Below are 19,369 nucleotides of genomic sequence, written 5' to 3'. Positions count from 1 at the left end.
GCCGGCCGCGTTCCGGCCGCGCCCGCCCTGCTGCACGCGCTGACGCCGTCGCTCCGCCCGCATCTGCAGCAGGGGGGTGAGCGGGTAACTCAGCCGCGGCCGGGAAAACCCACCCGTGCAGCCGAAAAGGGCCGCGACCTGTGTCGCGGCCCTTCCCTCACAGCTCAGTTCACGCGGCCCGGCTCACCGGCCGGACCCGGTTCACGCGCTCGGCGCGAGGTACAGCAGGCGGTTCGGCGAGCCCGAACCCGGGTTGGTCACCTTGGACGGCGTCGACTGCGCGACCAGGTACGAGGCGACCTGGGCGGGCGTGGCCGACGGGTTGGTGGACAGGTACCTGGCAGCGGCGCCCGCGACGTGCGGGGTGGCCATCGAGGTGCCCGAGATGGTGTTGGTGGCGCTGTCGGAGGTGTTCCAGGCCGAGGTGATGGCCGAGCCCGGCGCGAAGATGTCGAGCAGCGAACCGTAGTTCGAGTACGACGCGCGGGCGTCGTTGCGCTCGGTGGCGCCGACGGTGATCGCCTCGCTCACGCGGGCCGGGGAGAAGCCGGACGCGTTGGCGTTGGAGTTGCCGGCCGCGACCGCGAAGGTCACGCCCTTGGCGATGGCGTTGCGCGTGGCGGCGTCGAGGGTGGCGTTGGCACCGCCACCGAGCGACATGTTCGCCACGGCGGGCTTGACGGCGTTGGCGCCGACCCAGTCGATGCCCGCGGCGACACCGGCGAGGGTGCCGGAGCCGTTGTTGTCGAGCACGCGGACGGCGACGATCCTCGCGTTCTTCGCGACGCCGTACTGCGAGCCCGCGATGGTGCCGGCGACGTGCGTGCCGTGGCCGTTGCCGTCCTGCGCGACGTTGTCGTTCTCGACGAAGTCACGGCCGTTCGAGGCGCGGCCGCCGAAGGTGGAGTGGCTGATGCGCACGCCGGTGTCGATGACGTACGCGGTGACGCCCGATCCGGTCGAGGTGTAGCTGTAGGACGAGTCCAGCGGCAGGTTGCGCTGGTCGATGCGGTCCAAGCCCCACGACGGCGGGTTCGTCTGCGTCGCCTGCGTGTGGATGACCTGGTCGGCCTCGACGAACTCGACCGTCGGGTCGGCGGCCAGGCGCTTGGCCTGCTTCTCGGTCAGCTTCACGTTGAAGCCGCCGAAGCTCGTGTAGTCGCGCTCGACCTTGGCACCGAACCGCGACGCCAGCGCGTGCGAGTTGCCCTTGCCCTCCTTGAACTTCACGATGAAGCTGCCCGCGATCTTCTCGGGGGCGTTGAGGGAGAGGACCTCGCCCTCGGCGGCGGAGGCGTTGGGAACCATGAGGACCGACATGGCGAGCGTCGCCGCGCCGGCACCGGCCAGGAACCGGATCTTTCGCGTCATGATGTGCATTCCGTTCTTTGCAGGGGAACGAAGCGCTTTCGACGCTAGGGAGAGATCCGGTCCCTGCCAAGGGTGTCCTATGGATTAAGACGGCCTTGTGCCGCCCAACAATTCACGCTTCACAGCGTCGGCGGCCAGTAAAGGATACGAGTGACGGGTGGCGTTCCCGGGGTGCCCGTGGTAACCAGCGCGCTCTCCACCTGCGCGGGCGTCGCCGCGCGGTTGAGCTCCAGGTACCGCGCCGCCACACCGGCCGCGTGCGGTGCCGCCATCGACGAGCCGGAGAGGGTGTTCGTCGCCGTGTCACTGGAGTTCCACGCCGACGGGACGCTCACACCCGCCGCCCAGATGTCGACGAGCGGACCGTAGTTCGACGAGGAGGACCTGGTGTCGTTCTGCGTCAGCGCGCCCACGCAGATCGCCTGGGACACGCGCTGCGGCGAGGAGTTGGCCGGGTCGGTGTTGCTGCCGCCGGCCGCGACCGTGAACGAGACACCGGACGCGATCGCACGCCGCACCGCGTCGTCGAGCGCCGTGGAAGCGCTCCCGCCCAACGACATGTTCGCCACCGCCGGCTTCACGGCGTTGCGGGTCACCCAGTCCACGCCCGCGATCACGCCGGAGATCGTGCCGGAGCCCGACCCGTTGAGCACCCGCACGCCCCACACGGTGGCGCGCTTGGCCACGCCGTGCTTCGTGCCCGCGGCGATGCCGGCGACGTGCGTGCCGTGACCGTTGTCGTCCTGGGCGACCGCGTCGTTGTCGACGGTGTCCCAGCCGTTGCGCGCCCGCCCGCCGAAGTCGGTGTGCGTCACCCGCAGGCCGGTGTCGATCACGTAGATGTTCACGCCCGCACCGGTGCTGGTGTACTCGTAGCGCTGGTCGAGCGGCAGGGCCCGCTGGTCGATGCGGTCCAGGCCCCACGGCGGGTTGAGCTGGGTGGTGTTGGCGTGCACCAGTCCGTCGCGCTCCACGTGGGACACGTTCGGGTCGGCCTGCACCGCGCGCAGCTGCCGCGCGGTCAGCCGGGCGCTGTACCCGGTGAAGACGCTGGTGTACCGGTGCTGCACCTCGCCCGCGAACGAGGACACGGCGCCGTCCTTCAGCACCACGATGTAGGAGGAGGTGGCCGCGGTCGCCGGGACGACCACGACCGAGGCGGTGAGTGCGGCGACTGCCAGCAGGGCTCTCACAGTCGGTTTTCCTTTCGGAGCAGGGATTCTCTTCTGGGCGGAGAACGGGGAACGGCTCGGGAACGGGCCGGGGCAGCACGTGCCGGACCGGCACTCAGCTGGTCGTCGTGTCCGTCGCAGGGGTGTGCGGAACCCGCCCGGGACCATTGGCGGCGAAATAGGCCCGAGATCTGAACTTGCCGAGTTTCCATCGGCCGCAAAACCGCCGATCGGCTGTACCGCGCGCCCTTTGCTGCCGATAACCTCTCGTGCTTGACTCCGGGAACGGAGGGGTGATGCTCACGATCTACCCACCGCGCGAGGAGCTCGCCGACCTGTTGGTGACGGGTCCGTTCGCGGACGCGCTGAGGGTCGCGATCCAGGTGCGGGGACTCAGCCTCGAACGCCTGCAGCACCGGTTGCGGGTGCGCGGCGCGCCGATCAGCGTGACGGCGCTGAGCTACTGGCAGTCGGGCCGCCGCCGTCCGGAGCGACCGGAGTCGCTGAGGGCGCTGGCGCACCTGGAGGACGTGCTGGGGCTGCCCAGGACAGCGCTCTCACGGCTGCTGGGCCCGCCCCGGCCGCGGGGTCGTTCGCGCAGGCGGGAGGTGTCGCCGCGGGCGGCGTGGGACGGGTCGGGGCTGGTGCTGACCGCGCAGCAGGACCGGGTCGACGTCGCGCCGTGCGGCGGGGTGCGCGGGGTGCGGTCCCGGCAGGTCATGCAGGCGACGAAGGCCGGCGTGGACCGGTGGGTGCTGTGCCAGGAGACGGGTTCGGCGCAGCCGGCGCTGACGGCGATCCGGTCGTGCCGGGTCGGGCGGACCGCGCGGGAACGCACGAGCGGTGTGCTCGTCGCGGAGCTGTTGTTCCCCGAACCGCTGTGCGCCGACGAGTCCATCGCGATCGAGTACGAATTGGTCTATCCACGTCCGACGGCCGAGCACACGCATTTCCGGCGGTTCGCCGAACGGGTGCACGACTACGTGCTGGAGATCAAATTCCCGGTCGGCGCGACACCTGCCGTGTGCGAACAGTTCGCGTCGGGTCCGGCGGGCGTGGAACTGTCCGGCGGCGTGCGCCGGGCCCCGGTGGACGCCTGGGGCTACGCGCACGCCGCCGCGCTCGACTTCGGGCCCGGTCTCTACGGGATGCGCTGGACCGCGCCGGTGACGGCCGAGGAGAACGCCGCGGGGTCGTCGGCGAACGGGAAGTGACCGGCGCCGGGCTGCACGACCAGCTCGGCGTTGGGGAACAGGTCCGCGTACGCGCGCGCACACTTCGGTGGCAGTGCGACGTCGTGCTCGCCGGCGATGAGGAGTGTTGGCACGTCGAGGGTTGCGAGCGCCTTGCGGGTCTGCTCGGGGTCGAGGGCGCCCTCGGCGTAGAACTGCGCGGCCCCCTCGTCGTTGCTCGGGTGGGCGTCGAGCGCGCGTGCCTCTTCGTCCCAGCGGCCGTAGTGGAACGGCGCGATCTTCGCGAAGTTCTCGGCCGTCGGCCGGCCGGCCCAGATGTCCTCGAACGCGGCGAACGCCTCGGCGAACCAGGGTTCCGCGCTGCGCTGCTCGGCGACCTCGCGGCGGTCGGCGTCGGTGACGTCGAGGCCGACGACCCGCGGGCTGGGTGCGACGAGGACGAGCTGCTTGACGTGCCTCGGGTAGCGCTGCGCGTAGAGGACCGCGAGGGTGCCGCCCGCGGAGTGGCCGAGCAGGCGGAGCCGGTCGAGGCCGAGGTGGCGGCGCAGCGCCTCCACGTCGTCGACCTGGCGGTCGGCGCGGTAGGTCTGCGGGGGCGCGGCCTGCGAGTCGCCGGTGCCGCGCAGGTCGAGGACGAGCGTGTTCGGCAGCCCGCCGAGGTCGCCGAGGTAGGAGGAGTGCTGCATCGGCCCACCCGGCAGGCAGACCAGCGGGTCGGTGCCGCCTGCCGGGTGGTACGCGAGCGTGATGCCGTCTGAAGTCGTGAAGGTCCCCATGACGGCGCAGTCTGTCAGTAGGAGCGCGGGAGCTTGAGCGAGTTCTGCGCGACGAAGTTGAGGATCATCTCCCGCGAGACCGGCGCGATCCGCGAGAGCCGTGACATGCCGAGCATCGACGCGAGGCCGAACTCGGCGGTCAGGCCGTTGCCACCGTGGGTCTGGATCGCCTGGTCCACCGCTGCCGCCACGGCTTCGCCCGCCGCGTACTTGGCCATGTTCGCGGTCTCACCGGCCTCCCGGTCGTGGCCGCTGTCGTAGAGCGCGGCGGCCTTCTGGGTCATGAGCCGGGCCAGCTCGATCTCGATGTGGATCTTCGCGAGCGGGTGGGAGAGGCCCTGGTGCGCGCCGATCGGCGTCTCCCACACCTGGCGCTGGCGGGCGTAGGTGACGGCTTTGCGCATGGCGAGCCGGGCCGAGCCGGTGGCCATGCTCGCGCCCATGATCCGTTCGGGGTTGAGTCCGGCGAAGACCTGGAGCAGGCCCTGGTCCGGTGCGCCGACGACGGCGTCCGCGGGCAGCCGGACGTCGTCGAAGAAGAGGGTGAACTGCTTCTCCGGTGACAGCAGGTCCATCTCGATCTCGTGGTGGGTGAAGCCCTCCGCGGTCACCGGCACCACCACGAGCACCGGTCCGGTGGCCTGGATGGAGACCACGAGGACGGCGTCGACCTCGTCGATGCCGGAGATGTAGGTCTTGCTGCCGTTGAGGACCCACTCGTCGCCGTCGCGGCGGACGTTCGTCTTCAGCTTGTGCGCGTTCGACCCGGCGTCGGGCTCGGTGATGGCGAACGCCATCTTGAGCGTGCCGTCGGCGAAACCGGGCAGCCACTTGGCCTTCTGCTCATCGGTGCCGAACCGGGCGATCACCGTGGCGCAGATCGCCGGCGAGACCACCATGAGCAGCAACGGGCACCCGGCGGCGGCCAGCTCCTCGCACACCGCGGCGAGGTCGCCGATGCCACCGCCACCGCCGCCGTACTCCTCGGGCACGGCCACGCCGAGGTAGCCGAGCTTGCCTGCCTCCTGCCACAGCTCGGTGGTCTTCTCCCCCGCGCGGGCCTTGGCGACGAAGTACTCGGTGCCGTACTTGCCACCCAGCTCGGCGACCGCCCTGCGCAGCGCGGTCCGCTCCTGCGACTCGACGAAGCTCACTGTTCCTCCACTACGGCCAGGACGTCTCCGGCGTTGACCTGCTGCGCCCGTTCGACGAGGAGTTCGGTGACGGTGCCCGCGGTGCCGGCGAGCACCCGGTGTTCCATCTTCATGGCTTCCAGCACCAGGAGCTCCTGCCCCGCGGTCACGTGGTCGCCCTGGCGCACCGACACCCGGACGACCGTGCCGGGCATCGGCGCGACCGTCGCACCGGGGGCCACCCCGGTCTCGGGTTCGGGGAAGCGCGGCACGACCCGCAGCGACACCGACCCGCGCGGCGAGTCGACCTCGACGGTGTCGCCGTACCGGGCGACGTGGAACGGGACGCGCACGCCGTCGAGGTCGAGGGTGACGGTGTCCGCGGTGGCCTGCGCCGGGTCGTACTCGACCTCGATCTGCTCGTCGCCGAAGAGGAACCTCGCCTTCGGCTGCTGCGAGCGAACGTTGCGCCAGCCCAGCGGCAGCGCGCCGATCCGGCGGGTGGCCGCGCCCGCCAGTGCCGCCGCGAGCGCGAACGGGTGCGGGTCGACGGTTCTGGTGAGGTCGTGCTCGGTGAGGAACCCGGTGTGCGTGTCGCCGTCGAGGAACGCGTCGTGCCGCAGGACGTTCACGAGCAGCGCGCGGTTCGTGACCAGGCCGTGGACCTGCGCGTTCTCCAGCGCCGCCGCGAGCTTGCGGGCGGCGGCCGCGCGGGTCGGTGCGTGCGCGATCACCTTGGCCAGCATGGGGTCGTAGTGCACGGAGACGACCGACCCGTCCTCGACGCCGCTGTCGAGCCGGACGTCGCCGGGCACGGTGAAGCGGTGCAGCGTGCCGCTGGCGGGGCGCCAGTCGTGCGCGGGGTCCTCGGCGTAGAGGCGGACCTCGATGGCGTGCCCCCGCGGCGGTGGTGCCTGCTCGGGCAGCCGGTCGCCCTCGGCGATGCGCAGCTGCCACTCGACCAGGTCGACGCCGTGCACCAGCTCGGTGACGGGGTGCTCGACCTGCAACCGGGTGTTGACCTCCAGGAAGTGGAAGTCGGCGCCCTTCAGCATGAACTCGACGGTGCCCGCGCCGACGTAGCCGATCGACTCGGCGGCGGCCACGGCGGCGGCGAACAGGCGTTCGCGGACGTCGTCGCCGACCGCGGGGCTCGGGGACTCCTCGACGATCTTCTGGTGGCGGCGCTGGATGGAGCACTCGCGTTCGCCGAGCGCCCACACGGTGCCGTGGGTGTCGGCGAGGACCTGCACCTCGACGTGGCGCGCGTGTTCGAGCAGCGGTTCGCAGAACACGGTGGGGTCACCGAACGCCGACTCGGCCTCGCGGCGCGCACTGGCGAGCGCGTCCGCGAACTCCGCTCTCGCGCGCACGACCCGCATGCCGCGCCCGCCGCCACCGGCCGAGGCCTTGATGAGCACCGGGAACTCGGTGACGGTGTCCGGGTCGAGCTCGGGCAGCGTGGGCACGCCCGCGGCCGCCATGCGCTTCTTCGCGGCGACCTTCGAGCCCATGGCCTCGATGGCGTCCGGTGCCGGGCCCACCCAGATGAGACCGGCCCGCTGGACCTCGCGTGCGAAGCCGGCGTTCTCGCTGAGGAAGCCGTAGCCGGGGTGGACGGCGTCGGCGCCCGCCTTCAGCGCGGCCTCGACGAGCAGGCCGGCCCGCAGGTAGGTGTCGGCGGGTGCCGCGCCGGGCAGGTTGACCGCGAGGTCGGCCTCCCGCACGTGCGGTGCGCCGGCGTCGGGGTCGGAGAACACCGCGACGGTGCGGATGCCGTGGGCGCGGCAGGTCCGGATGATGCGGCGGGCGATCTCGCCGCGGTTGGCGATGAGGAGCGTCTTGATCACTGGGGTCATCACATCCGGAAGACGCCGAAGCCGTCGGCGCCCCTGATCGGTCCGCTGTGGACAGCGGAGAGGCAGATGCCGAGCACGGTCCTGGTGTCGCGCGGGTCGATCACGCCGTCGTCGTAGAGCTTGCCGGACAGGAACGGTGCGAGGGACTGCTCCTCGATCTGCGCTTCCACCATGGTGCGCATGGCGGCGTCGTGCTCCTCGTCGTACTCCTGGCCCTTCGCGATCGCGGCCTGCCGTCCCACGATCGACAGCACGCCGGCGAGCTGGGCGGGGCCCATGACGGCGGACTTGGCGTTGGGCCAGGTGAACAGGAACCGCGGGTCGTAGGCGCGGCCGCACATGCCGTAGTTGCCCGCGCCGTAGCTGGCGCCCATGGTGATGGTGAGGTGCGGGACCCGGCTGTTGGACACCGCGTTGATCATCATCGAGCCGTGCTTGACGATGCCGCCCTGCTCGTACTGGGCGCCGACCATGTAGCCCGTGGTGTTCTGCAGGAAGACCAGCGGCGTGTCGCTCTGGTTGGCGAGCTGGATGAACTGGGTGGCTTTCTGCGACTCCTCGCTGAAGAGCACGCCGCGGGCGTTGGCGAGGATGCCGACCGGGTAGCCGTGCACGCGCGCCCAGCCGGTGACGAGGCTGGTGCCGTACAGCGGTTTGAACTCGTCGAACTGCGAGCCGTCGACGAGCCGGGCGATGACCTCGCGCGGGTCGAACGGGACGCGCTGGTCCTCGGAGACGAGGTCGAGGATGCTGTCGGCGTCGTACAGGGGTTCGACGACGGCGGCCGGTTCCGGTCCCTGCTTGCGCCAGTTGAGGCGGGCGACGACGCGGCGGGCGAGGCGGATCGCGTCGACCTCGTCCTCGGCCACGAAGTCGGCGAGCCCGGACGTGGTGCCGTGCATGGTGGCGCCGCCGAGCGACTCGTCGTCCGCGTCCTCCCCGGTGGCCATCTTGACCAGCGGCGGGCCGCCGAGGAACACCTTGGAGCGGTCCTTGACCATGATCACGTAGTCGGACAGGCCCGGCACGTACGCGCCGCCGGCCGTGGCGTTGCCGAAGACCGCGGTGATCGTGGGAACTCCGGCCGCGCTCAGCCGGGTGAGGTCGCGGAACGCCCGGCCGCCGGGGATGAAGATCTCGCTCTGCGTCGGCAGGTCGGCACCGCCGGACTCGACGAGGCTGACCACCGGCAGCCGGTTCTGCAGTGCGATGTCGTTGGCCCGCAGGCTCTTGCGCAACGTGTACGGGTTGCTGGACCCGCCGCGCACGGTCGGGTCGTTGGCGACGACCACGCACTCGACGCCCTCGACCCGGCCGATGCCGGTGACCACGGACGCGCCGACGGGGAAGTCGGTGCCCCAGGCCGCGAGCGGTGACAGCTCCAGGAACGGGCTGTCCTCGTCGAGGAGCAGCTCGACGCGTTCGCGTGCGAGGAGCTTGCCGCGCCGGTGGTGCCGTTCGACGTACTTCGGCCCACCTCCGGCGAGCGCTTTGGCGTGCTCGGCGTCCAGCTGCGCGATCTTCGCGAGCAGCGCCTCCCTGTTGCCCATCAGGCGAACCCCAATCGTCGTGCCGCGAGCTCGGTCATCACCTCGCTCGCACCTCCCCCGATGCCGAGGATGCGGGCGTCCCGGTAGTGGCGCTCCACTTCGGACTCCCGCATGTAGCCCATGCCGCCGTGCAGCTGCACGGCCTCGTCGACGACCTCGGCGCACGCGTCGACGGCGGCGTTCTTCGCGAAGCAGACCTCGGTGACGCAGTCCTCGCCGCGGTCGACCCTGGCCGCGACCTCGCGCGTGTAGGTCCGCGCCAGCTCGACCTCCTGCGCCATGTGGGCGAGCTTGTGCCGCACCACCTGGTTCTTGATGAGCGGTTTGCCGAACGTCGTGCGGTTGCGCACCCATTCGACGGTGAGGTCGAGGGCGCGCTGGGCCGTGGCGTAGGCCTCGACCGCCATGGTGACGCGTTCGACCTGGAACTGCTGCATGATCAGCGCGAACCCCTGGTTCTCCTCGCCGACCAGGTTCGCCACCGGTACCCGCACGTCGTCGAAGTGCAGCTCGGCGGTGTCGCTGCAGTGCCAGCCCATCTTGTCGAGCCTGCGGCGGGTGAACCCGTCCTCGACCACGAGCAGCGAGATGCCCTGGTAGCCCTCGCCGCCGGTGCGCACGGCGGTCGTGACGAAGTCCGCGCGGCACCCGGAGGTGATGAACGTCTTGGCGCCGTTGACGACGTAGTGGTCACCGTCCCTGACCGCGCGGGTCGTGATCGCGGCGACGTCCGACCCGGCGCCGGGTTCGGTGACGGCGAGGCTGCCGATCTTCTCGCCGCGGATGGCGGGCCGCGCGAACCGTTCGATCAGGTCTTCGTCGCGCGACTGCCAGATGTGCGGGATCGCGATGCCGAGCGTGAACAACGCCGCCATCAACCCCGACGAGCCGCCGTTCTGGATGATCTCCTCGGTGAGCACGACCGAGTCGAGCAGGTCGCCGTGCTCGAACCCGATGCCGAGCAGGCCGAGCTCCGCCGCCTTGCGGTGCAGCTCGCGCGGGACCTCGCCGTCGCGCTCCCACCGGTCGAGGTGCGGCACGACCTCCTTGCGCGTGAAGTCGCGGACGAGCTCCCTGAGCTCCTTCCGCTCGTACAGGTCCTTCGTGATCACAGGAGCTCCTCCGGGATCTCGACTTCCCTGCTGCGCAACCACTCGCCCAGGGCCTTGGCCTGCGGGTCGAACCGGGTGCCGCTGGCCACGCCCTCGCCGAGCAGACCGTGCAGCACGAAGTTGAGCGCCTTGAGGTTCGCCAGCTCGTACCGCGTGACCGCACCGGCCTCGGGCAGCAGCTCCTTGAGCCGGTCCGCGGTGAGCGTTTCCGCCAGCCACGCGTACTGCGCTTCCGTGCGCACCCACACACCGATGTTGGCGTCGCCGCCCTTGTCTCCGCTGCGGGCGCCGGCGATGGTGCCCAGTGGCCGTTTCACAGGATCACCGCCTTCGGGCTGACTTCGCCGCGGTGCACGTACGCGGCCCGGTAGACGCCGAACGGCGTGCCGTCGCTCGGCGGCGCCGTGACGTGGAAGCCGGGGTAGCTGCCCAGCGCGAGCTCGACCGCCGCCCGGCTGAACGCCTTGGCCCGCTTCGGGTCCGCGGTCTTGACCACGACGTGCAGGAGCGCGCTGGCCTGCTCCTCGGTGGCGGCGTCGGGCCGGTCGGTCCTGGCCAGCGTCCAGGTGAGGTCCTGCTCGCCGATCCGCCGGTGCAGCTGTTCCCTGACCAGCTCCGCCTTCTGCTCGACGTCGAGTCCGGTGAGGACGAACGTGGTGCCGTTGCGGAACCCGCCGAGCGTGTTGAGGCACACCTTGAGCGTGTCCGGCGGAGGGCTGCCCCTGGTGCCGCTGATCTCGACACCGCGCGGGGTTTCCTGGAGCCGGACGGTGTCGAAGTGCGTGGTGACGTCCGGCCCGAGGTACTCCGGTGCGCCGATCTCGTAGAGCAGCTGGGCCGTGACGGTGTCCACGGTGACCGCACCGCCCGTGCCGTCGTGCTTGGTGATCAGGCTGCTGCCGTCCTCGCGCACCTCGGCGATGGGAAAGCCGGGGTGCGTCGCGTCGATCTCGGTGAAGAACGAGTAGTTGCCGCCGGTGGCCTGCGTGCCGCACTCCAGCACGTGCCCGGCGACGGTGGCGCCGGCGAGGCGGTCCCAGTCGCCGCGCCCCCACCCGAAGTGCGCCGCGGCCGGCCCCACGACGAGGCTCGCGTCCGTGACCCGGCCGGTGACCACGACCTGCGCACCCTGCGTCAAGCAGTCGGCGACCTCCCAGGCACCCAGGTAGGCGTTGGCGGTCAACGCCTCCGGGAACCGGTCCTTGAGGTCGTCGCCGGTGACGTACCCGACCCTGGTGTCCGGTGCGAGGTCCTTGAGCTTGCGCGCCAAGCCTTCGGGGTTCAGGCCGCCGGCGTTGGTGACGACCTTGACACCCCGGTCGAGGGCGAGCGCCAGGCAGTCCTCCATCTGCCGCAGGAACGTCTTGGTGTACCCCAGCTCCGCGTTCTTCATGCGGTCGCGGCCGAGGATCAGCATGGTGAGCTCGGCGAGGTAGTCGCCGGTCAGGACGTCGAGGTGGCCGCCTTCCAGCTGTTCGCGGACCGCGGACAGGCGGTCGCCGTAGAAACCGGAGGCGTTGCCGATGCGGATCACCGGGTGGCCGCCTGGGGGGCTTGACTTTGTGCGTTGCCGCGCCGCCTTGTGTTGCCGCACCCGCTCGCGTTGCTGAGCCCGCTCGCGTTGCCGAGATCGTGCGACCTGCGCCCGTGCGCGCCCGCCGGTCTCACCGACCCGCACACGTCCACACGCCCCGCAGCCCCGCGCCCGTCCGCGTTCGCAGAACCCGCCAACTTGCCCGCGTTCTCCGTCCCCGCTCGCGTCCCAGCGCTCACCGCCCGCCTCCGGGCGGCCCGGCGAACGCCTGCGCGATCGGCACCCACTCCTGCGCCACCGGCCCGACGGCCTCGATCTTCAGCTGCTCGCGGTTGCGCCGCTGCGTCACCAGGAACGCGAAGTCCAGCGCCGGCCCCGTGATCCGGTTCTCCGCGTCCTGCGGGCCCCACGTCCACACCTCGCCGCCCGGCCCTTCGAGCTCGACGCGCACCTCCTGCTCGGGGGTGGCCTTGCCGTTGAGCAGGAAGGCGAAGCCCATGGTGCGCACGCCGATGTGGCAGACGTGCCGGATGCGCGCGGTCGGTTCGCGGGTGACGCCCAGGCCGTCGAACACGTCCTGGCCGTGCGCCCAGGTCTCCATGATCCGCGCGGTCGCCATCGAGGCGGGGCTCATCGGCGGGCCGAACCACACGATCTTGCCGCCGGCTGCGGCGAGGTGCTCCCGCAGTGCGCGGCGGCTGTCGCGCCACAGGTCCAGCAGGTCCGGCAGGGCCGCCGCCTCGGCCGCGGTGCGGTCGACGATGTCCGGGGTCAGGGGTTGCGCCTGGAACGCCTCCGGGTCCGTGATCGCGAGGACCGCGGCCTTGTCCGTCCACATGAGATGGCCGATCTGGTGGCCGACGGTCCAGCCCTCGGCCGGTGTCGGCGTGGTCCAGTCCGCGTGCCTCGTCACGAGCTCGTCGAGCTCACGCGACTCGGCGTCGAGGTCGGCCAGCAGTTCCGTGATCACAGCTGCTCCTCCAGCATCCTCGCCCAGTACCGCACGACGTGGGCACGCCGTTTGGTGTCGTCGCCGAGCTGGTTCGCCAGTGCCAGGCCGCGGACCAGGTCCAGGGTTGCCTGCACGGCGTCCTTCACGCCCGGCTTGGTGTCGTCGGCGTCGAGCAGTTCCAGTGCCAGGCCGTAGACCTCGCGGCCCAGCCGCGCCTGCAGCTGGAGCACCTGCTCGCGCAGCTCGGGGTCCGTTCGCGCGGCCACCCACAGTTCGAGGGCCGCGGTGAACAGGTCGCTCGCGTGGAAGTCCGCGATCAGCTCCACCACCGCGTGCGTGCTCTTCTCGGCGACGGCCGCCCGGCTCTTCAGCGCCTCGACGCTTTCCGCGCCCACGTGCTCGACCGCCGCCGCCACCAGCTCGCCGCGGGTGCGGAAGTGGTGCAGCTGGGCGCCGCGGGACACGCCGGCGCGTTCGGCGACCACCGTGGTCGTGGTGCCGGACCAGCCGTGCTCGACCAGGCACTCGACGGTGGCCTCCATCAGCTTCCGCTTGGTCTCGCGGGTGCGGTCGGCTTGCCGCTGCCTCGTCTCCACGGGTCCGAGTGTTCCGGGCCACAAACAAACAGTCAAGCCTGCTTGTAAATGTCCTCACCCCACCTCCGTTCTTCCACAACTGCCGCCCCCACCCGCGTTTCCTCCTTGCGGGGGAGGGCGGGGAGCAGATCCGGACATGAAGAAGACGGGCGCAGGCGTGAATCCGGACAAGCTTCACCCGTCGGAGTGACGAGACCACACATGAGCAGCGGAAATGCGAGGCGTTCGACGAACGCGGAAACAGTCCGTACAATGTACGGTATGTCGTACGAAGAGGTGCAGGACTGGTTCACGCGGTGGGACGCGCTCGCCGTCGCGGGTGAGGTCGAGAAGATGGCCGACATGGCCCTGTTCCCCATCAACACGGTCACCGACGGGTCCGCGGTGACGTGGGACCGCGAGCGGTTCATCCAGGAGATGGGCGCGCAGGTCGGGGGCGGTGAGGTGCAGATGGAGTCGACCAGGACGCCGCACTTCATCAACGACAACCTGGTGTTCGTGATCACCGACGGCACGATCAACGGGGCCGTGGTGCGGTACGGCGACCTGCTGGTGAAGGTCGGCGACGAGTGGAAGTTCCAGACCATGGTCCAGGGCGGGTGGGCCTAGCCACCGGCCGGAGCAACGGTCGGGGGAACGGCGTGGCGGGCGACATCGGCGCCCGCCACGCAGTACATCTGCGGGAACCTTGGGGCGTCCGAACGGTCGAGCCGGCCTGAGCCGGAGCGAGGAGAGGACCACCCTGGGGAAGAGGGTGCGTCCACAAAGCTGTCAAACAGAGGTCAAAACTGGATCAGAGCAGGGTGAGCTGGTCCTGGTCCACGCGCGGCACCGGCACACCCACCGGCAGGCTGCCGTCGGGCCACACGCCGTCGTCGTCACCGGGCACCCCGGTGACGGCGTCCGCGGCACGACCGCGGGGCGCCAGGCCGTGCTTCTCGATCAACGGCGTCACGCGCGCGGTCAGCCGCCTGCGGTAGCCGCGGTCCACATAGGACCCGTTGCCGTACAGGTGCCGGTACGTCTCGATCAGGTCCGGGTGTTCGCGCCGCAACCAGGCCGCGAACCACTCGCGAGCGCCCGGACGCAGGTGCAGCGGCAGCACGGTCACGCCGGTGGCGCCGGCGTCGGCGATCTGCTCCAGCAGGAAGTCCAGCTGTTCCACCGAGTCCGTCAGCTCCGGCAGCACCGGGGCCACGAACACACCGCACGGCAGCCCGGCCTCCCGCACCTTGCGCACGAGGTCGAGGCGCGCGGCCGGCGTCGGCGTGCCGGGTTCGAGGGACCGGTGCAGGTCGCGGTCCAGCAACGCGAGCGACACGCCGATGCCGACCGGCACCACCTCCGATGCCGCGACCAGCAGGGGGAGGTCGCGGGCCAGGAGGGTGCCCTTCGTCAGGATCGAGAAGGGCGTGCGGGACGCGGTCAGCGCCTCGATGATCCCTGGCATCAAGGCGTACCGGCCTTCCGCGCGCTGGTACGGGTCGGTGTTGGTGCCCAGTGCGACGTGCTCCTGCTTCCACTTCGGGGACCGCAGCTGCCGGGACAGCACCTCGGGGGCGTTGACCTTCACGACCAGCTGGCTGTCGAAGTCGGTGCCGCTGTCGAGGTCGAGGTAGGAGTGCGTCTTGCGGGCGAAGCAGTTGTGCGACACGACGCCGTTGGCGATGAAGTCACCGGTGCCGGTGGTGATGTCGTAGAGCGGCATCTCGCCGACCTCCTCGACGGCCACGACGCCGAGCGGTTGCTGCGACTTGATCGCGACGCCGTCGATGTCGCGCTTGCGGGTGATCGCCGGGTCGACGAGGTGGAAGAACCGCAGGTTCTCGCGCAGGCCGCCGCGCAGGCGCACGACCCGCACGCCGCGGCGGCGGCGCAGCTCCTCGACCGCGAAGTCGAAGTGGAAGTGCTTGAGCGCCAGGCAGATCGCCTCGACGACGGTGGCGTTGCGGGTGGACATGCGCAAGATGCTGCGCGAGCAGGTGCCGAGGTAGTCGAACGCACCCGCGAGGAATCCCTTGAGCCAGTCGGGGTTCGGCGCTATCTGCCAGTGCGCTAGTTCGCGCACCTGGTGCAGAAATCCCCTCCCTTCTCGCACACCGAAGTAGTCGAGGTACTCGCGGGTGCGGTCCATGGCCTCGATGTCGGCCAGGGGGATGCGGAACTCGTGCTCGTCCTCGACCATGCCGCGCAGGTAGCCGCGGCGGTAGTCGTCGGTCACGGTGGGCTGCTCGACGAAGGCCCCCGTGCCCATGAGCTTGTTGCCGGTGGTGAGGTGCGGGCGGCGCCCGGTGCCGGCGGTCTCGCCGGTCACGTGCTTCCAGCCGCGGTCGGTCAGGAACCGGTGGTCGCCCGAGGCGACGACCGACGTGCCGTCCTCCAGCGTCAGGCGGTACGCGACCTTCTCGGTCTCCCAGTGCGCCAGCACGGTCGTGAGCTTGTAGCGCCGGTAGTTGCCGACGAGCTCGGTGCCGTAGATCTGGTCGCCCTCGCGCAGCTCGGACAACGGCCTGGTGCGCCCGTCCGCCATGAGGATCGGCGTGTCACCGGCCATGCAGTAGGTGCAAGCGTGCGAACACCCCCGGTACGGGTTGACGGTCCACGAGAAGGGCAACGACGAACCCGGTACCCCGTTCAGCACGGATTTGGCGCGGACCTCGTGGAACACCACGTCCGCGAACTCAGGAGTTCGTACGCTGCGCACCAGTCCCGGTAGCCCCGGTAGTGCCTGTTGCGGCTCTGCCTCGAGTTTCTGCCCGTCCCATCGCACACCTCGATTCGAACACATGTTCGAACAGCGGTCAAGGAGAGCACGTGTCACCCATTGAGGTTGCAGGCTTCGTCACCGGAGCACTGTGCGTGTGGCTGGTCGCCCGCCAGAACCCGTGGAACTGGCCCATCGGGATCGCCAACAACATCGCGTTCTTGGTGCTGTTCTGGGGAAGCGGGCTCTACGCGGACTCCGGGCTGCAGGTCGTCTTCATGGCGCTGGCGGTCTACGGGTGGTGGGCGTGGGTGCGCGGCGGGGAGCGGCACAGCACGTTGGAAGTCAGCCGCACGACCATGAACCAGTGGATCGCCCTCGCAGTCACAGGAGTCGCAGGAACCGCTCTGCTGCACTGGGTTCTCATCAGTTTCACGCAGTCGACGGTGCCGTTCTGGGACGCCGTCACGACCGTCCTGTCGTTGCTCGCCACCTGGGGGCAGGCGCGCAAGAAGGTCGAGAGCTGGTGGCTGTGGATCGCGGCCGACGTCGTCTACGTGCCGCTGTACGCGTACAAGGAGCTGTACCTGACGGCGGTGTTGTACGTGGGGTTCATGGTGCTGTGCGTGCTGGGGTTGCGGAGCTGGTCGAAGGACCTGAAGAGCGAGGTGCCCGCGTGAAGGAGTTCCGCCACGCCCTCGTGCTGGGCAAGTTCTACCCACCGCACAACGGCCACCACCACCTGGTCGAGACGGCGGCGGCCCGCAGCGAGCGCACCACGGTCACGGTGCTCGCGGCGTCCACAGAGGCCATACCGCTCGCACACCGGGTCGAGTGGATGACCGAACACCACCGGTATACCGACGGTGTACGCGTTGTCGGCGACCTGGACGACCACCCCATGGACTTCGACGACGACCACGTCTGGTCGCTGCACGTCGAGCTCACCAAGGCGGTGCTGGCCAGACGCGCCATCGCCGACGGGGAACCCGGCGGGGCTCCGGTCGACGTCGTGTTCTCCAGCGAGAAGTACGGCGAGGAGCTGGCGCGCCGGCTCGGTGCCGAGCACGTCCTGGTGGACCTCGACCGCACCACGCACGCCGTGTCGGGCACCGCGGTGCGCGCGGACCCGCTCGGCAACTGGCACCACCTCTCCCCCGCCACCCAGCGCGGCCTGGCCCGCCGCGTCGTCGTCCTGGGCGCGGAGAGCACCGGCACGACCACCCTGTCGAGGCAGCTGGCCGAACACTTCGGGGCGCCCTGGGTGCCCGAGTACGGCCGCGAGCACACCGAGCACAAGCTCAGCGCCGCACGGGCGTTCAACCCTGCGGCCACTGTGGACGATCTGGTGTGGACGCTGGGCGACTTCGACGACGTGGCGCGCGAGCAGGAACGCCGCATCCGGGCCGAGACGGCGCCGCTGGTGATCGCGGACAACGACGCGTTCGCCGCGACCGTCTGGGGAGAGCGCTACCTCGGTTTCCGGCCGGAGGTCCACCAGGGCACCCGGCCGCACCTGTACCTGCTGACCGACCACGTCGGTGTTCCGTTCGAACAGGACGGCTGGCGCGACGGCGAGCACCTGCGGGAGTGGATGACGGGCGTGTTCGAACGCGAGCTGGCGCAGCGCGGCGTCGAGTGGCTGAAGGTGACCGAGGACCGGTTCGCCACGGCCGTCACGGTGGTCGAACGGCTGATGCGGCAGGATGTCACGCGTGGGTCACGGTCACGGGCATAGTCACTCGGCGGAACCGGCCTCGCGGCGCGTGCGGACGTTGCTGACGTGGCTGCTGGTGCCGTTGGTGCTGGCGACCGCGGTCGGCGCCCTGCTGCTCTACCCGTTCGGACACGAACAGCGCACCGGCGCGCAGATCGGCCTGCACCAGAAGCCGGTGGACGCGGTCGTCACGGGCGTGCAGGACGGCGTGTGCGGGGAGAACTGCACCGCGGTGACCGTGCGGATGTCCGACGGGGACGCGAGCGGGCAGAGCGTCACGATCCCGAACCTGCGCGGGGCGGGTGCGCCGCGCTACCAGACCGGCGACGAGGTGGTGCTGTCCTATTCGGGCAGTCAGCCGCAGGCGGCGGAGTCGTACCAGATCGTCGACTTCCAGCGCGGCTGGTCGCTCGTGCTGCTGGCGGTGCTGTTCGCGGCCGCCGTGCTGCTGCTGGGCCGGTGGAAGGGGCTCGCGGCGCTCGGTGCGCTGCTGCTGAGCTTCGTGGTGCTGGTGCTGTTCGTGCTGCCGGCGATCCTGGCAGGCGAGAACCCGCTGATGGTGGCGGTCGTCGGCGCCGGGCTGATCATGTTCGTGGTGCTGTACCTGTCGCACGGCGTCTCCGCGAGAACGTCCACGGCGGTCCTCGGCACGCTCGTGAGCCTGGTGCTGATCGGCGTGCTGGGCGCGGTGTTCTCGTGGGCGGCGCAGCTGACCGGCCTCGACGAGGACACGATCAACCTCGTCACGGTGCTGGGCACCGACATCGACACGCGCGGGCTGCTGCTCGCGGGCACGATCATCGGCGCGCTGGGCGTGCTCGACGACGTGACCGTGACGCAGACCAGCGCGGTGTGGGAGCTGCGGCGCGCCAACGACCGGCTGACCTGGCGCGAGCTGTTCGCCGCCGGGTCGCGGATCGGGCGCGACCACATGTCGTCGGTCGTGAACACGCTCGTCATGGCCTACGCGGGCGCGGCGCTGCCGTTGCTGCTCGCGATCTCGCTGGCCGGGCGGTCGATGGGCGAGATCCTCACGGCGCAGCAGATCGCCCAGGAGATCGTGCGGACGCTCGTCGGCAGCATCGGCCTGGTCGCGGCGGTGCCGGTGACGACGGCGCTGGCCGCGCTCGTCGCGGTGCGCCAGGAGGTCGCCCCCGCCGCGGCCCCGGACCCCGAACCCGAGCCGGAGCCGGGGCCGGAGCCCAGGACCGTGAAGCGCGCGAAGCCCGCGGCGGAACCGGCTCCGGAACGAGCGGTGCGGCCCGCGCGCGCCCGGATCGAGGGCGACCTCTACGGCTACGACCCCGACAAGGGGCCGTGGGTGCGCCCTAGTGGGCGAGCAGCACGAAGAGCAGCGTCAGAACGCCCGGTACCACCTGCACGAAGAAGATCTTCCGGCTCGCCGTGAACGTGCCGTAGACGCCGGCGACGATCACGAACACGGTGAACAGCACGGACGCGCCGAAGTCCTGCCGGACGAGCGCGTAGATGAGACCGGCGGCCAGGAAGCCGTTGTAGAGGCCCTGGTTCGCCGCGAGCGACTTCGACGCCTCGGCGAACTCCGGCGTGAGACCGAAGGCCTTGCGGCCGCGCGGTGTTGTCCAGAGGAACATCTCCAGCACCACGATGTAGATGTGGATCAGCGCCACGAGGGCCATCAAGATGTTCGCGATAACCTGCACTTACGTCCTCCTCTGGAG

General features: G+C 70.6%; 16 protein-coding genes and 1 pseudogene. 5 read left to right on the top strand and 12 right to left on the bottom strand.

Going from position 1 to position 19,369, the window contains the following annotated elements; translation table 11 throughout:
- Nucleotides 1–201 precede the first annotated feature (201 nt).
- Together ACZ7CD_RS21085 and ACZ7CD_RS21080 are read right to left on the bottom strand one after the other, a co-directional pair.
- Complete coding sequence (locus ACZ7CD_RS21085; RefSeq protein WP_458430994.1) at nucleotides 202–1,371, bottom strand: S8 family peptidase; 1,170 nt, start codon at nucleotides 1,369–1,371, stop codon at nucleotides 202–204.
- A 119-nt stretch (nucleotides 1,372–1,490) separates the two neighbouring features.
- Complete coding sequence (locus ACZ7CD_RS21080; protein ID WP_470379536.1) at nucleotides 1,491–2,564, bottom strand: S8 family peptidase; 1,074 nt, start codon at nucleotides 2,562–2,564, stop codon at nucleotides 1,491–1,493.
- Between the two features lie 275 nt (nucleotides 2,565–2,839).
- Between ACZ7CD_RS21080 and ACZ7CD_RS21075 the strand changes: the two genes are divergently transcribed.
- Complete coding sequence (locus ACZ7CD_RS21075) at nucleotides 2,840–3,757, top strand: hypothetical protein (protein ID WP_470379535.1); 918 nt, start codon at nucleotides 2,840–2,842, stop codon at nucleotides 3,755–3,757.
- Here the strand turns inward: ACZ7CD_RS21075 and ACZ7CD_RS21070 are convergent.
- The 8 genes and pseudogenes from ACZ7CD_RS21070 to ACZ7CD_RS21035 form a co-directional block, all read right to left on the bottom strand.
- A complete protein-coding gene (locus ACZ7CD_RS21070) occupies nucleotides 3,685–4,512 on the bottom strand; it encodes an alpha/beta fold hydrolase (protein WP_470379534.1) in 828 nt (275 codons plus the stop codon). The genes ACZ7CD_RS21075 and ACZ7CD_RS21070 overlap by 73 nt on opposite strands.
- Before the next feature lie 14 nt (nucleotides 4,513–4,526).
- Nucleotides 4,527–5,666, bottom strand: a complete 1,140-nt coding sequence (locus ACZ7CD_RS21065) for an acyl-CoA dehydrogenase family protein (RefSeq protein ID WP_470379533.1) — start codon at nucleotides 5,664–5,666, stop codon at nucleotides 4,527–4,529.
- Nucleotides 5,663–7,495 carry an acetyl/propionyl/methylcrotonyl-CoA carboxylase subunit alpha gene (locus tag ACZ7CD_RS21060; protein WP_470379532.1) on the bottom strand — a complete coding sequence of 611 codons (1,833 nt, stop codon included), beginning with the start codon at nucleotides 7,493–7,495 and terminating at the stop codon, nucleotides 5,663–5,665. Before ACZ7CD_RS21060 ends, ACZ7CD_RS21065 begins: the two co-directional genes overlap by 4 nt.
- Before the next feature lie 8 nt (nucleotides 7,496–7,503).
- Nucleotides 7,504–9,054: an acyl-CoA carboxylase subunit beta gene (locus ACZ7CD_RS21055; RefSeq protein ID WP_360392276.1), complete on the bottom strand. Its 1,551-nt coding sequence runs from the start codon at nucleotides 9,052–9,054 to the stop codon at nucleotides 7,504–7,506.
- Complete coding sequence (locus tag ACZ7CD_RS21050) at nucleotides 9,054–10,166, bottom strand: acyl-CoA dehydrogenase family protein (protein ID WP_470379531.1); 1,113 nt, start codon at nucleotides 10,164–10,166, stop codon at nucleotides 9,054–9,056. Before ACZ7CD_RS21050 ends, ACZ7CD_RS21055 begins: the two co-directional genes overlap by 1 nt.
- Nucleotides 10,163–11,700 (bottom strand): annotated as a pseudogene (locus tag ACZ7CD_RS21045) (acyclic terpene utilization AtuA family protein). Before ACZ7CD_RS21045 ends, ACZ7CD_RS21050 begins: the two are co-directional and overlap by 4 nt.
- Nucleotides 11,701–11,935: 235 nt before the next feature.
- Nucleotides 11,936–12,670: a TIGR03084 family metal-binding protein gene (locus ACZ7CD_RS21040; protein WP_360392282.1), complete on the bottom strand. Its 735-nt coding sequence runs from the start codon at nucleotides 12,668–12,670 to the stop codon at nucleotides 11,936–11,938.
- Nucleotides 12,667–13,194 (bottom strand): TetR/AcrR family transcriptional regulator, encoded by a 528-nt coding sequence (locus ACZ7CD_RS21035; RefSeq protein WP_458434350.1) that lies wholly within the window; start codon nucleotides 13,192–13,194, stop codon nucleotides 12,667–12,669. The genes ACZ7CD_RS21040 and ACZ7CD_RS21035 overlap by 4 nt, the downstream gene beginning before the upstream one ends.
- Nucleotides 13,195–13,509: 315 nt before the next feature.
- On the opposite strand from ACZ7CD_RS21035, the gene ACZ7CD_RS21030 reads away from it, so the two are divergent.
- Nucleotides 13,510–13,857 (top strand): nuclear transport factor 2 family protein, encoded by a 348-nt coding sequence (locus ACZ7CD_RS21030; protein WP_360392288.1) that lies wholly within the window; start codon nucleotides 13,510–13,512, stop codon nucleotides 13,855–13,857.
- Nucleotides 13,858–14,041: 184 nt separating this feature from the next.
- Here ACZ7CD_RS21030 and ACZ7CD_RS21025 read toward each other — a convergent pair whose 3' ends face one another.
- Nucleotides 14,042–16,036 carry an intein-containing Rv2578c family radical SAM protein gene (locus ACZ7CD_RS21025; protein ID WP_470379530.1) on the bottom strand — a complete coding sequence of 665 codons (1,995 nt, stop codon included), beginning with the start codon at nucleotides 16,034–16,036 and terminating at the stop codon, nucleotides 14,042–14,044.
- Between the two features lie 26 nt (nucleotides 16,037–16,062).
- Between ACZ7CD_RS21025 and pnuC the strand changes: the two genes are divergently transcribed.
- The 3 genes from pnuC to ACZ7CD_RS21010 are packed head-to-tail and all read left to right on the top strand — an operon-like array spanning nucleotide 16,063 to nucleotide 19,077.
- Nucleotides 16,063–16,632 carry a nicotinamide riboside transporter PnuC gene (pnuC, locus tag ACZ7CD_RS21020; RefSeq protein ID WP_360392293.1) on the top strand — a complete coding sequence of 190 codons (570 nt, stop codon included), beginning with the start codon at nucleotides 16,063–16,065 and terminating at the stop codon, nucleotides 16,630–16,632.
- Nucleotides 16,629–17,690 (top strand): AAA family ATPase, encoded by a 1,062-nt coding sequence (locus ACZ7CD_RS21015; protein ID WP_470370902.1) that lies wholly within the window; start codon nucleotides 16,629–16,631, stop codon nucleotides 17,688–17,690. Before pnuC ends, ACZ7CD_RS21015 begins: the two co-directional genes overlap by 4 nt.
- Before the next feature lie 28 nt (nucleotides 17,691–17,718).
- Nucleotides 17,719–19,077 carry a YibE/F family protein gene (locus tag ACZ7CD_RS21010; RefSeq protein WP_470379529.1) on the top strand — a complete coding sequence of 453 codons (1,359 nt, stop codon included), beginning with the start codon at nucleotides 17,719–17,721 and terminating at the stop codon, nucleotides 19,075–19,077.
- Here the strand turns inward: ACZ7CD_RS21010 and ACZ7CD_RS21005 are convergent.
- Nucleotides 18,998–19,351, bottom strand: a complete 354-nt coding sequence (locus ACZ7CD_RS21005) for a DUF1304 domain-containing protein (protein WP_360392301.1) — start codon at nucleotides 19,349–19,351, stop codon at nucleotides 18,998–19,000. The two genes, ACZ7CD_RS21010 and ACZ7CD_RS21005, sit on opposite strands and share 80 nt — an antisense overlap.
- Nucleotides 19,352–19,369 lie beyond the last annotated feature (18 nt).

The sequence above is a fragment of the Lentzea sp. NPDC036949 genome, assembly GCF_055608075.1.
This window is presented reverse-complemented; position numbering and strand designations above follow the sequence as displayed.